Source organism: Affinundibacterium nitidum (genome assembly GCF_014284155.1).
Lineage (GTDB): Bacteria > Pseudomonadota > Gammaproteobacteria > Burkholderiales > Burkholderiaceae_D > Undibacterium > Undibacterium nitidum.
Genome location: NZ_JACOFZ010000008.1, coordinates 77,912 through 91,843 on the forward strand (window position 1 = coordinate 77,912; position 13,932 = coordinate 91,843).

Annotated in this window: 13 protein-coding genes; 6 read left to right on the plus strand and 7 right to left on the minus strand. The window is 47.2% G+C overall.

The window, feature by feature from the left end:
- Positions 1-321: 321 nt before the first annotated feature.
- The 3 genes from H8K36_RS16105 to H8K36_RS16115 are packed head-to-tail and all read left to right on the plus strand — an operon-like array spanning position 322 to position 1,428.
- Positions 322-699: a hypothetical protein gene (locus tag H8K36_RS16105; protein WP_186917538.1), complete on the plus strand. Its 378-nt coding sequence runs from the start codon at positions 322-324 to the stop codon at positions 697-699.
- A gap of 34 nt (positions 700-733) precedes the next feature.
- A complete protein-coding gene (locus tag H8K36_RS16110) occupies positions 734-1,105 on the plus strand; it encodes a hypothetical protein (RefSeq protein WP_186917539.1) in 372 nt (123 codons plus the stop codon).
- A gap of 26 nt (positions 1,106-1,131) precedes the next feature.
- Positions 1,132-1,428, plus strand: coding sequence for a putative quinol monooxygenase (locus H8K36_RS16115; RefSeq protein ID WP_186917540.1), 297 nt, complete (start codon positions 1,132-1,134; stop codon positions 1,426-1,428).
- Between the two features lie 60 nt (positions 1,429-1,488).
- Here H8K36_RS16115 and H8K36_RS16120 read toward each other — a convergent pair whose 3' ends face one another.
- Entirely contained in the window at positions 1,489-2,316 is an 828-nt protein-coding gene (locus tag H8K36_RS16120) for a substrate-binding periplasmic protein (protein ID WP_186917541.1), read from the minus strand.
- A gap of 437 nt (positions 2,317-2,753) precedes the next feature.
- Between H8K36_RS16120 and H8K36_RS16125 the strand changes: the two genes are divergently transcribed.
- From H8K36_RS16125 to H8K36_RS19405, 3 genes are all read left to right on the plus strand, one after another.
- On the plus strand, positions 2,754-3,374 hold the full coding sequence (locus H8K36_RS16125; RefSeq protein ID WP_186920458.1) for a hypothetical protein: 621 nt from the start codon (positions 2,754-2,756) through the stop codon (positions 3,372-3,374).
- 8 nt (positions 3,375-3,382) lie between these two features.
- Entirely contained in the window at positions 3,383-4,057 is a 675-nt protein-coding gene (locus H8K36_RS16130) for a hypothetical protein (RefSeq protein WP_186917543.1), read from the plus strand.
- A 444-nt stretch (positions 4,058-4,501) separates the two neighbouring features.
- Complete coding sequence (locus tag H8K36_RS19405; protein ID WP_186917544.1) at positions 4,502-5,308, plus strand: class I SAM-dependent methyltransferase; 807 nt, start codon at positions 4,502-4,504, stop codon at positions 5,306-5,308.
- A gap of 63 nt (positions 5,309-5,371) precedes the next feature.
- Here H8K36_RS19405 and H8K36_RS16140 read toward each other — a convergent pair whose 3' ends face one another.
- From H8K36_RS16140 to H8K36_RS16165, 6 genes are all read right to left on the minus strand, one after another.
- Positions 5,372-5,539 (minus strand): family 1 glycosylhydrolase, encoded by a 168-nt coding sequence (locus tag H8K36_RS16140; protein ID WP_186917545.1) that lies wholly within the window; start codon positions 5,537-5,539, stop codon positions 5,372-5,374.
- Positions 5,540-5,793: 254 nt separating this feature from the next.
- Positions 5,794-6,393 carry a DUF3267 domain-containing protein gene (locus tag H8K36_RS16145; protein WP_186917546.1) on the minus strand — a complete coding sequence of 200 codons (600 nt, stop codon included), beginning with the start codon at positions 6,391-6,393 and terminating at the stop codon, positions 5,794-5,796.
- A 168-nt stretch (positions 6,394-6,561) separates the two neighbouring features.
- Complete coding sequence (locus tag H8K36_RS16150; RefSeq protein WP_186917547.1) at positions 6,562-7,902, minus strand: GH1 family beta-glucosidase; 1,341 nt, start codon at positions 7,900-7,902, stop codon at positions 6,562-6,564.
- Between the two features lie 40 nt (positions 7,903-7,942).
- Entirely contained in the window at positions 7,943-9,262 is a 1,320-nt protein-coding gene (locus tag H8K36_RS16155) for a sugar MFS transporter (protein WP_186917548.1), read from the minus strand.
- A gap of 159 nt (positions 9,263-9,421) precedes the next feature.
- The gene (locus tag H8K36_RS16160) at positions 9,422-11,965 is read right to left on the minus strand and encodes a glycoside hydrolase family 3 protein (protein ID WP_186917549.1); all 2,544 of its coding nucleotides are present in this window, start codon (positions 11,963-11,965) and stop codon (positions 9,422-9,424) included.
- A 595-nt stretch (positions 11,966-12,560) separates the two neighbouring features.
- On the minus strand, positions 12,561-13,922 hold the full coding sequence (locus H8K36_RS16165; protein ID WP_222611249.1) for a GH1 family beta-glucosidase: 1,362 nt from the start codon (positions 13,920-13,922) through the stop codon (positions 12,561-12,563).
- Positions 13,923-13,932: the final 10 nt, after the last annotated feature.

Below are 13,932 nucleotides of genomic sequence, written 5' to 3' on the forward strand. Positions count from 1 at the left end.
AAGAATTCAGTAATCCGCTATTATCCCCGATCTCGCGTTAAACCGCCTATGTAAAAAATCAAGCTTGTGCTTTATAGACAGCTCGTTAAATCGTTCCGGTATAACTTGCCAAAGGCAAAAAACACCCCCAAAAAGGCCGCTCAGAGCTCCAAAAAATTGATTTCTTGACTAGATGATGCTTGTTGATAGAATGCGCTTAGCTTAATTGGTATGTATCACTTTTTTGACATTGTGTAGTCAAGCAACGCTCTAGCGCGGTTAAGTCAGGGCGTGTTGGGGCACCGCTCCCCAATAAGTAAAACAATCAAGATTTATCCCTATATGCTTAGAATTCTCATCGGCTTCATCTACGCAGCCCTCTGGTTTCCTACCACTGTCTTCATCTTCACTGAATATGTCTACAAAATTAATGGAGGAATTGAGGCCTTTTTATTTTCGCTCTCCATTACCGGGCCAGCCGTGCTCATATCGATGCCGATCTTTTACTTGATAAGACACCACAAGCCGATTCAACTTCTTGATTGTTTACTGGCCGGTCTACTTATTCCCATCTTGATTTTGATCGGGTTTGGCACCGTCACCAGCTTTGCTATTGCAACTCCTCTAGCACCACTGTGTATTGGCGTCGGAATGATCTCCGCAATCGTCTTTTGGGTGGTCGGCGTACGTCAGACTTTGAACTCTAGTTTCTACCAATGAATCCGCCAAACTGCGGGCACCTATTCATAACATCATGAACCGAATCACAACATCACGCTGGCTTCTCATCATCTTTCTATGCACCGCTATGCTTGAAACATACAACATCTCAGTGCAAGGCTTTTCGGATAAACCGGTAGTAAGAATTCTTTTACTTGGCTATTTGTTTTTCCTTACCATCAAACGTGTGCAATGGGCTCGCTTTGTGCTCGCTACCTTATATGTTCTAGGTGGTGTGATTGGAATCAACGCATTTAGTTCTGGCGTGCCCAGCTCAAATTCTTGGATACTTGGTGGCTTTGGAGTTTTTTGTGTACTGGCATCTGTCTTTCTCGTCAGATCTAAGGCCTTAAATGAGCCAATAGTCATCAAGGAAAACAACGATACTATCGGCCTCGACCTTTAATACCCTCAACTAAAATAAGGAAAAACATGTACGGAATTATCGGAAAAATGAAAGCCACGTCAGGAAAACGTGAGGCTCTCGCGGCCATCTTGCTCGAGGGTCTTAAAGACATGCCTGGATGCTTGAGTTACATTGTTGCGCAAGACCCGACCGATCTTGATTCTCTGTGGATTACTGAGGTGTGGGATACGCAAGACAGCCATAGGGCTTCACTTGCGCTGCCCTCGGTCCAGCATGCAATTGCGCTCGGGAGACCGCTCATTGCTGGTTTTGGCGAACGCTTTGAAACTACACCGCTTGGTGGTCAAGGCTTAGGGAAATAAGGATTTCCTGAAGAAGCTAGAGTTCCTATTCATCTAGCATTGAGTTGTGCCAACGCAAGGTTACCGAGTTGTTTCTGCTTTCCATTTTTTATTGATCCGATTCAGCGTTTTATCTTTCACCATATCGGAGAACGCTTTTTGCACTCGGCGAATCAACTCGGGTGGGGTGCTCTTTCCAAAGCCAAAATACAAAGCAGTATCTCGGTGAACACGAACCGTCTTCTCGATCTCATCGGCTGTTAGTTCACACTCGTTGGCAAATGCAGCGACACCATCAGGATCAAAAGGAATTAGATCTACTCGTCCTAACTTGAACTTCTTACAGTTCGAGACCATGGATGGTGCGGTGTCGACTTTGATACCGAGCTTGGCGAACGAAGGAATACTCGCATTGCTGGCTTCGTCACCCACAAGATAACGACGCGCATCTTCTATCGTTTTTACTTGTACATCGCTACGACGTTTCAGCTTATACAGCCATTCTTCGCTATGTGTAATCGGTCCTATCCAATGATAATTGTGTTCTCGTTCGGGAATCTTAGCGAGTGTAAAGACCATCACTGAAGCTTGAGTTTGAGCGGTCATGAGAGCGCGTGTCCATGGCACGACTTCGATCTTTAACTCGGCCCCCAATCTGTGAGCGAGTTCCTTTGCGACATCGACACTCAAGCCTTGGACCTGCTGGTCCTTCACGAAATTGTAAGGAAAATTCACATCGCTAGTGATGGCATTGAGCACTGCAGGTGTAACTGCAAACCCGAGTTGGGGTGTGACCATCGCCAATCCGAGCAAAGGCAAAGCAAGCCACTTCCAAAAATCGAGGGGTGTCAATTTTGAGGAGTATGCGTAAATATCAAATCGGCGGTCTGGTATTTTTTTACGAAACATCAATCGTCGAAGAACGAGTTCGATAGCATGGCGATACAATATCTGTGCGAGATTACTGATACTTATCTAAACTTGCAATAGCACATTGCCTAGTTGCGCACCGAAGAGACAGAAGTCGGGTCATCCGCGATTGCGGTTCATTAACGCACTCTTTTGAAGCTTGCGCGGCTCCGCAAAATCAGGATAATGTTTTACCTAGATGTTTTTATATTTTGATTCCTTCATTGCTAAATGGGTTTCAGCACTAAGACCGCGTGCAACCGGCAGACCTACGGCATGAATAACCGACAAGAAAGTGCATGCGTTTGGTGCAAAGATAAGTGGAGACGTGTCGCAGCAAATTACGCCGATCGTCTTGACAAAAGTCATTGCGGGCCATGATGGAGGACATTCATATTGCAACGATCCAAGCACCGCGTAAAGGAAATGGCAGGCAAATGACGGATACACATACCTTTCTCGAAACCCAAACCAAAGGTAAGCAAAAGCCCGGCCTACGACTGATTATCATCGGTGCTGTCATCGCAATACTGGGCGCCCTTGTGATTCCGGCGATCTTACTGATTACCGTATTTTCTCCGAATTCGGACGACAACAAGTTTGCGACACCAGGTAGCTATTCCACTGAGATCACAAAACCTGGGCGTTATTTTTTATGGAATCACAGTCGTACTATTTTTAAGGGCACAATGTATTACGACTCGAAAACACTGACGGACGACGTCTCTATTGTGGTCAGCGACCACACTGGAAAGTTAATCCCATTCGTCACCGACAGATCATTCAGCGTGAGTAACAATGGCGATAAACGATCGAGTATAGGTTATATAGAAATTAATGAGACGAACACAATACCGACAAAGTTGCTCATCAAAGTCGACAGTAATAAGCTACGTATATTTTCTCTTTCGGAGTTTAGTTTGTCGCATACGCTTGGTTTAGCGATAGGTGTGATTGGAGTTCTATTCGCCATCGTCCTCATTGGCGTAGGCTTCATCATCGCGGGAACAAAGAAAGTAGCAACAACTATCGGCTCTAGTACTAACTCAACACCATGAAAAAATTAATGATTTCCGTTTTACTGGGTGTGGCGACTACACTCGCATCTGCGATTGATAACCCACCCACTACGATTATGCGGGTTGGCACTTTTCACAATGGTGAAGTGCCAAGCGTGGCTGGTAAAAATTGGTTCGGGCTGTATGTAAATGGCGACCAAGCAGAATTGAGGCCCACGACACCACGTATCAAAACTGTGTTTGATGGCATCAATGATGATGAGAGTAACAAAGCGTCGTATTCCGGCAAAGAAGTCTCCCTCAAAGGCCCTGCACCACTACTCTTAATGCGTAGGACTGGCCTTGAAGCAGGCGTCCTTAAACAAGCCCAACTTATTCATAAAGATGATGGGCAAACCATACAGTTTGAGAATATCACGTACCAAGTCCAGTACAAATGTGGCAGCAAAAATAAAGAGTCTGGCGCCAAAAGTTGTAAGGTTTACTTCATTGGTAATGGCCTCTCGCAGTTTTTAGGCGATGCAAGTTTGATTGATGACAGCGAATTCTCTGAGACCATTCGCGTGCTATGGGCGGGGGACCTTGACCGTGACGGCAAGATAGACTTCATCATCGAAAAATCGCGCTATAACAATTCGGATACGATTTTAATGTTGTCGACAGCGGCTAAAGGCAAACAACACGCTGCAGAGGTTGCCGCATTATCTACGCAGGGTTGCTGACGTTAGAACCTTTCAATCTGAATTGAAAGATGATTTATCAAATAAGGCAGGCTGCACAAATACCTAGCTCTTTTTGAATGGCACCCATACTCATGGGGCTGGCCATTGAATTGGAGAAGATCCTCAAAAAGACATCCCAAAAAAAGAAGCGCAAATCAAAACAACAGGTTAAAAAATTGCAGTGAATAGGGATCACCAGCATATTCGAATTACACTTGCAAACGATTTTCTTTTGAGTAAGAAAAGTGCCATTTAGAGCTATACTTAACTAAACCTTTAGGGTGCTGGTTCAGCTGTAGCGGCAGGTAATAAGGATCTTAAGAATTTTCGCGAATTCGTTAGAATGAGAGTAAGCATTGTTCTTTGCGAGAAAATTAGTAGCAAACCCTTTCCTCATTACACAAGTTTTACGTATAAAGTTTTTATATTTTTTTGGAGGCAGCTGTGTCGATTCTTTCTCTTGTTCTGCGTAACATTTTTTCTAAACCAAAAGAGTCGCCCAAATCAGACAATACCTTCGTAGTCACACCATTTCACGAACAAGAGTTGATCGAACATACCAAGATCGTTCATGATGCGTTTCCTGGGCCTAGCTATTACGAATGGTTACAATGGTTTCATCATTTCGTGAAACCCAATCTCTATTTAGAAATTGGGATCGAGACTGGCAAGGCATTGGCGTTCGCCAACCCACCAACATTAGCGATTGGTGTTGATCCAAACTATAAAATTAGTCACAACTTCAAAGCCGCCACCAAGCTCTATAAATTACCGAGCGATAGCTTTTTCAGTGATGTCGATTTGAATGAGGCTTTCGATCATCAAAAAATTGATATGGCTTTTATTGACGGCCTACATACTTTCGATCAAGCCTTAATGGACTTCATCAATGTCGAAAGGAATGCGCATAGAGACACCATCGTTTTATTTCATGATGTAATTCCAGTAATTCCAGAAACTGCCAATCGCGAACGCAGCACCTATTTTTGGGTAGGAGACACTTGGAAGGTTCTAATTGTTCTTAAGAAATATCGTCCAGATCTAAAGCTAATGGCCATTCCCACCCTGCACAGTGGCTTAGGCGTGGCATCGCGACTCGACCCAAGTTCAAACATTCTCTTTGATAATTACGATGAAATAGTGGCGGAAGCGATGAGTTACCAACTGAGTGACTATCTGCCTACGCTTCGAACAACGATCAATACTTCGGAAAACGATTTCGAAAAAGTAGCGCTAGCCTTGAATAGCTGAAGTCGTTCGTAGATTGAGAAGCACTAAACGATCTTCATACGAATCTAATCTCACATATTCAGCTTACACGCAAACCCACATCCAATCGCGGTACCACAGCGCACTCTCTTTCGGGATCCGTTGTTGGCTGAGATAGTCGACATAGTACAAACCAAAGCGGCGTAGATAGTCTGAATTCCATTCGAGATGATTTATCAAATTAAGTGAACGTAGGCTTTCGAGAGTTAGCATCTATGCCTATATATAGGAGCATAAAAGGTGCTTCTTTTTTTGGATTGGGGATCTACTCATTTCGCCGGATAAGTCAGTAATTTATTTCTTTTTGAAGTGAAGGTCTCTGTGTTTCGCTTGGGAGACTGTCAAAATTCGACCAAATTGCAGCTTGGGCCCGCTCACATTCGTACGAATGCGCTCGCGCTATTCGTACCTACTGTTTGTCGGCTTTATTGGCACTACGCGGGCTGGACAAGATCAATCATCACGTCTTAGATTTCCTTTACAAATACCCCCGGTGTCGTAAATGAAGCGAGGTGTAAATTTTGATTTTCCTGCACATGCATAAAAAGAAACAACGCAATATATAGATCAACACCTGACCAAGCTGCATTCCCAAATGCCAGGAGCATCATGTGCCCCGCCACTGTAGGAAACAAAAACGCAATTACTAAAAACAGCACCGTCAAAATGAAAAGTGGGGCGAGCAAACTTAATAACAGACGTACTTTGTTCAAAGCACCATCATTCACGACGACTGTACAAAACAAGCCAGGACAAAAATCGACAATCCGCTCTTTCCCTTTTTGTTTTTGAAAAGTCAAAAGATGAATTAACTCATGGGGCAAAACACCTACAAAAACCAATCCTAAAAATATTGGTCCAAAGCTAGTCAGAATACTAGAGCCAAAAATGCTTAAGAAAACAGATGAAACTCCAGCAGAAGCAAGTAAACATAGAACTACGCACCCAATAACAAAACTAATTCTGTGAGACAAACTGCTAACTATAGAAAGTTCCTTCCACCCTGATTGCACAAGAATTTCAGTTTGAAAATTTGGATTTGTCCTTAAATTTTGTTTAAACCACATATTCTCTCCAGAAACCTTTTTTAGAAATTCTCGACATAGTAGTATTATTAGAACAGACACCCAATCGAAAGAGCAACAAAAAACCGAGCAAGAGAACCTCTTCCCAACACCTCATAAAACAAAAGCGAGCCGAAGCTCGCTTTTATCTGACCGCTGCATTCTAAAAACTTACCCACAAACCCGTATCCAATCGCGGTACCACAGCGCACTGTCTTTCGGGATACGCTGCTGCGTAAGGTAATCGACGTAGTACAAACCAAAACGTCGCAAGTAGCCTGAATTCCATTCGAAGTTATCCATCAAGCTCCAATAGAAATAGCCTTGGATATTGACGCCCGCGGTTTTGGCTTCGGCGACTGCATTGAGATGAGCGCGCACGAAGTTGATACGATTTTGGTCGTGGACTCTGGAGTCTTCGACTTTGTCCGCGAAAGCGACGCCGTTTTCGGTGATGTAGATTTCGGGGAGGCCGTGTGCTGCGTATTCTTTGTGTATGCCGATTAAGAGATCACGCAAACCTTGTGGATAAATTTCCCAGCCCATGTCGGTAAGACCCAATTTCGCTTCGGGTTTGCGCGGTGGGTTTTCAGTGCTAACGTAAGCGCGGAAATAGTAATTCACACCGAGGAAATCAAGCGGTTGATGGATGATGGCCATGTCATCGGCTTCTACTTGGAAGCGGCTCATGTCCATACGATCCAGCGCGATTTGTGGATAGCTGCCCTTGAAGATAGGGTCCATAAACCATTGTACCGAGCGCGCATATTCCCATTGAGCTTCGGCGATATCTGCCGCGCTATTAGTGGCGGGTTCTGCAGTCCATTGATTAAGGACAATACCGAGTTTGGCACTGACATGTTGATCACGCATCGCTGACATCGCCAAGCCATGCGAAAGCAATAGATGATGTGAAACCTGCAATGCGGCGACCGTATCGACTACACCCGGTGCAAATTGGCCATTACCATAGCCTAAATTAGCAGTACACCAAGGCTCATTATGCGTGGCGATACTCGCTGCGCGATCGCCGAAACGACGTGCGACTTCTTTCGCATACGCGGCAAAATGATGTGCGGTATCGCGGTTGAGCCAACCGCCCTGCTCTTGCAAACCCTGAGGTAAATCCCAGTGATATAAAGTGATATGCGCGAGAATATTTTTCTTGGCTAACTCATCGAGCAGACGCGAATAGAAATCAAAGCCTTCCTCATTCCAAGCGCCATAACCCAGAGGCTGTACACGCGACCATGAAATCGAAAAGCGATATGCAGACACTTGCAAGTCAGCGATGTGACTCACGTCTTCGACATAGCGATGATAATGATCACAGGCCACATCACCAGTGCTGCTATCGAGAATCTTGCCCGGAGTGTGGGTGAAGGTATCCCAAATCGATGGGCCACGTCCGCCATCTGCGGCACCGCCTTCGATTTGGTAAGCGCTGGTGGCCACGCCCCAAAAAAACGATTCCCCAAACTGTTTCGCTAAAGCGAGATCGGTTGCATTCATACTGTTTCTATTCTTATGTGTCGTCGAGAGCCAAGAGCGCTTAAGCTGCCGTGCTCTGTTGGTCGTTGTTATACATACCGGCATACTTCAAACCGAAAAACAGAATGAAGGCATAGCACGCTGCGGGAATGCAGAAAGACATTTGCAAGCCGATGTGGTCGGCCAAGAAGCCTTGGGCGAATGGGACAATCGCGCCACCAACGATCGCCATACACAGTACGCCCGAGCCTTGTCCCGTCAACGCACCCAAGCGATGTAAAGCCATACTGAAAATCGTTGGGAACATAATGGAGTTGCACAAACCCACCGCAATGATGGCCCACATCGCCACCGCGCCTTGGCTGAAGATGGCGGTTAAGATCAATGCCATCGAACACGCCGCATTAAAGGCCAATGCTTTGCCTGGACTCACATAACGCATCACCGCGAAACCGATGAATCGCCCGACCATCGCACCACCCCAGTAGTAGCTCACATAATGGGCTGCATCGGCTGCGCTTAATGCAGCGATCTGACTCTCACCGAGAAAGTTAATCAAGAAACTACCGATACTGACTTCACCGCCGACATACAAAAAGATACCAATCGCACCCAAGACTAAATGACGATGGGCAAACACGGATTGACCTGATGTATTACTCGTACTTGCGCTATCGCTATGCTCGATTTTAGGTAAGCGTGCAAATGCAAATAACACTGCAAGCAATAACAAGGCACCAGCCAACGCGAGATAAGGACCTTGCACTGTTGCCGCCTCTTTCGCTTTGTGTGCGGCTTGTTCGACCGCAGGCATAGCGGCGAACTGTTCAGCGCTTAACACTGCGCCAGATAAAATCAATAGGCCTCCAAGCGCTGGCGCGATCGTCGTTCCTAAAGAGTTGAAGGCTTGCGTCAGTGTTAAACGACTAGACGCTGTTTTGGCATCGCCCAATACCGTCACATAGGGATTAGCGGCCACTTGCAAAATCGTGATGCCGGAGGCGAGTACAAAGAAAGCAAGCAAGAAGACCGCATAACCACTGGTCGATGCTGGATAAAATAAGGCACAGCCGCTGGCCGCAATCACCAGACCAGTGACCGCACCACGTTGATAGCCTATGCGCTTGATCAACATCCCAGCGGGCCAGGAGATAATGAAGTAAGCACCGAAGAAGCAGAATTGCACTAACATCGCTTGCACATAACTGAGCGTGTAGATGGCTTTCAGATGCGGAATCAACACATCATTCAATGAGGTCAATAAACCCCACATGAAAAACAAGATCGTTACGATCACCAGTGGCGTGGTGTTCGACTTACTTGTTTGATCAGATACAGCGTCATTGACGACGCCGCTAGTACTACCTGCGAGATTGGCCATGCTGTCTCCTCCTTGTTATTGTTGGGTGCTTTGCGTTTGCAATTTGGTTTGCAATTGCGGCGGGCGTTTTAATGCTCAACGACCGCTATCCCACTATTCTGTTTGTCTTTTCTAGCGCACTGTGGGGTGTATTCACCACCACAGTGCGTTGCTACTGGCTTAATTCAATTCGCTACATGCTGTCACATCAGCGTCCTTCGCTTTACCACCGACGAGTTCAATCTCAGAAATCGCGGCGCTGAATGCTGCTGTGCTACTCATGACGAAGCCAGATTTGATTTTTTTAGGATCGAAACCTTTCGCTGTAAAGCAAGACAGTGGAATCTTGACGGTACGTGCTGCACCGCCCGAGAGTTTTTGCATCAGACTAGTCACATCCAAGCTCGCAGCACAGTTGTCACCACATTCCATCGCCAGATTCACTTTACCTTGCGGCGCTTTAGTCACTTCGGCCACAAACTGTAGAACACCGTCTTTCACCACACCGACCGGCACCATCGTGGAAAATGGCGCAGTTGCTTCGAACTTCGCAGGGCCATTCCAAGTTACGACACGTGCTGGCATGCCGTTGGCCAGAGTCTTGCTGCTGACGCCAATTGCACCACCCATTTCCTTCTCATTGAGATCTTTCGCCAAGGTGAATTGACGCGTGGCGATAGTGGCAAGGGCTGGGAAATGCGTACTGTCTTTAACGGTGTTAATTGCCATGCGTGATTCATCTGCACAGCTTGTACGCGTATCCATTGCTAAGGGCGCTAGATCTTTTTGTGAAGCTTTATTCCCCGCGTAAGACAAGCCATAACCCAAACCAAATAATTTTTCTGGATGCTTGTTATCCATTTGTGCGATAGGCCCGCTTAAGCACGCGGCGTTTGGCCAGCTGAACGAGAGGCGTCCTTTAAAGTCATGCGCGACTTTACCTTTGGCGTCTTTGAACAAGACGTCTGCAACGCCTTTGCCTTCTGTGCCTGGCAACCAGCCGGCCACAAAGCTATCGGACAAGTTCATCAAGTCATTGGTGTACACGGCACGACCCGACAACAATACGGTGACAACAGGTTTGCCTTTGCCCGATACCGCTTTCAATACTGCGAGGTCTTCTGGATGACGTTGGCTATGGCTTAAGCTCTGCGCTAGCGGGATATCACCGAAGCCTTCCGCATACGGCGTTTCGCCAATCACCGCAATCACGGTATCAAATTTGCTGACATCGACACCTTCAGCCGTTGGGCTGTATTGCACATTGCTTGCACCTAGCGCTTCGCGGAAGCCTGCTAACAAAGTGTCACCGTGGTAGTCGCTCTCGATGTTTTCCGTGCCTTGCCACGTAATCGACCATCCACCGTTTTGGTTGATCATGCTATCGGCACTTTTACCAACCACCAAAACTTTTTGACCACGAGCCAATGGCAATACATTGTGATTATTCTTGAGCAGCACCAATGATTCCCGCACTGCTTGGCGAGCCAAAGCTTTTGCTTGCATAGCTTCTTGTTTGCCCGCAAATTTGCTATCGGCTGGTTTAGTGGTGAACATGCCCGCACGCAGTTTGACGCGCAGAATACGCGTTACTGCATCATCGATACGAGCCATAGGAATTTGACCGCCTTCGACTTGAGCGATGGTGTTCTTGATGAAGTTTTTCCAGTTGTCGGGCACCATGATCATGTCGACACCGGCATTGATCGCTTGGGGGCAGCTGTCGTTGGAACAACCCGCCACTTCGGCGATGCCATCCCAGTCAGAAATCACGAAACCATCAAAGCCCATTTTGTCTTTGAGCGCATCGGTCAACAGCGCTTTGCTCCCGTGCATTTTGCCGTAGTTCACGCCAGAAACAGGGTCATGCCAGCTATTGTAAGAAGCCATCACCGTTTGTGCGCCAGCTTCGAAGGCGCTGTAATAGCCCTGTGCCTGGCTGTTGATCATGTGGCTAAAACTAGATTTGTTAACACCTCTGTCAACACCCGCTTCAGTGCCGCCATCACCGATGAAATGCTTGGCCGTGGCGATGACGTTGGCATCCCCTTTCAAGTTGCCTTGCAATCCTTTGACATAGACACCCGCATAGTCTCGAACTTGCTTGCCGTCTTCAGAGAAGCTCTCGTAAGAGCGGCCCCAACGAGCATCTTTGCCTACCGCTACCGTTGGTGCGAAGACCCAATTGATACCTGTCGCGCGCACCGCTCGGCCGACTTCAACCGCAATCTTGCCAACCAATTGTGGATTATGCGCAGCGCCTAGGCCTATATTGTGGGGAAACAGCGTGGCTCCAACAACATTACTATTGCCATGAATCGCATCAATACCCCAAATCACAGGCACTGGCGTTTTCATGTCGGTCGACATTGAGGCATCATTGTAAGCCGTTGACAGCGCCAACCAATCAGCAGCCGTCGCGTATTTGTTCATTTTCGGCCAGCTACCACCGCCGTTCAACACAGAACCTAAGTAGTATTTCTTCACATCTTCTGGCGTCACGAACTTGATTTCGGCTTGCGTCATTTGACCTACCTTTTGCGCCAAGCTCATGCTCGCAACGATGTCTTTGATCTTCTTCTCCATCGCGGCATCTTTACTGACAGCGCTCTTAATTTTTGGCCAATCTTTAAGTTCACCCGTAGCTTGGCCTGCGTAGGCTTGTACGCTTAAGCTGGCGATGAGGGTGAGTGCGGCAATTTGCAATGGCTTTCTTTTGATCATGATGTCTCGTCTTTCTCAGTCTTTTTGAGGTATTCCGTTGTTGATGTTGATGTCACGGGCGATACAGTTTTTTGCTGTTCTGTCCACGTTGCTAAGCGTTTACTCTCCTGCTCAGTTCAACCTCCATCAGGTCTACGAGCGGGTTTTTGATACTTTGACCCTTCAACTTTGTAAGCTGACAAGATCATGACAGTTTCGATGCGTTTTAATGCGCTTTCCGTTTTCAATTTAACATGCTGCACTTGAGACAGAAATCACTCAAACAAAGACCGTTTTCTCTCTGCTGCAGCTCAAATTGGAAACGTTACCAATTTAGTGTTGAATAATGCTTCTTGTGATTTTCTTTGTCAATAAAAATTTCGGAGTTTTTTGCGGATCTTTGCAAAACAAGGTTATTTGCGGCGTGCTGAACAGATGCAGCGCGCGAAGGGCACTGTGCATTAGCCGATGAGGTAAATACTTAGGAGCCAAGGCGATCTCTACTCACAGTGTAAACACTCGCTTTCGAGACCGCCCCTTCCCAATCCTTCCTTCTCCCCCCCGGGAAAAGTGAGGCACTACAAAACTGTCGCCGCGAGGGCGTTGAACGCGATGGCTATCCGCGTAAGAAGTCGCGGTACCAATGGCCGCTCATTTTAAGCGTTCTTTGCTGAGTTTGAAAGTCGATATAGACCAAGCCGAAACGACGCAGATAACCTTCAGCCCATTCAAAGTTGTCGATCAGGCTCCAAGCGAAATAGCCGCGTACATCAATACCTTCACGGATCACCTCGCGTAAGACTGCTAAATGGCGAATAAAGTAATCACGTCGTTTAGCGTCATGAATACTGCCATCAGCCTCGACCACATCATCGTAGGTACAACCATTTTCGGTCAAATACATAGGCACCGGTTGATAGTCACGCTGGATGCGGCGTAATAGACTCGCCATGCCTTGAGGAGCCACTTCCCAACCGAAGGCAGTACGCTCACAATCAGGATCATGCACTACATTGGTGGCCAGTGGAGGTTTTTCGGGGGCGTCTTGTATCACTTCTGGGAAGTAGTAGTTCACACCGAGAAAATCCAATGGCGCTGCAATAGCTTCCAGATCCCCCCTCTGCACTTGAGGTGCTGCCGCCCCTGTTAGGTCCCAGATATCTTGGGGGTAGCCACGGCCATGCAGTGGGTCTAAGAACCAGCGGTTGCGTAAGCCATCATGGCGACGAGTGGCTTCCACGTCTTTGGATGCGGTCGTCGCTGGACGCAATGGATGCAAGCTGAGGGCAATGCCGACCTTAGCATCGCTGACATTCTGACGTAATAAGGGTACAGCCAAACCATGGGAAAGTAAAACATGGTGGCAAACTTGAAGTGCAATTTTGAAATCACGATTTCCCGGTGCATGCATGCCATCCCAGTTGCCGTGCATCGCCGTACACCACGGTTCATTGTGCGTAATCCAGTTTTTGATACGATCACCAAGGCGACGGCTCACGACATCAGCGAAGTTCAGATAAGCGTACACCGTAGCGCGATTCTCCCAACCGCCTTGCTCCTGCAAGTACTGAGGCAAATCCCAGTGATACAGTGTGGCCCAGGGTTGCAGACCGCGCGCCAACATACCATCCACCAGATCGGAATAAAATTGAAGACCTTCTTCATTGATCGTACCAGTGGCATCGCTAATGACGCGTGGCCATGATATCGAGAAACGGTAGGCGTTGAGTCCCATTTTCTGCGCGATATCAAGATCCTCTTGCCAACGATGGTAGTGGTCGCAGGCGACGCGTGCATCACTGCCGTCACGTATTCTGCCAGCTTGCTCGGCAAAGTGATCCCAAATTGACGGCACACGTCCAGCTTCGCTCGCAGCGCCTTCAATTTGAAATGAAGAAGTCGAACAACCCCACATAAAGTCATCGGGGAATTCAGACTTGCTGAGTTCGGGAATAGGATTCGGTATAGGCATATTCATTGATCGTTCA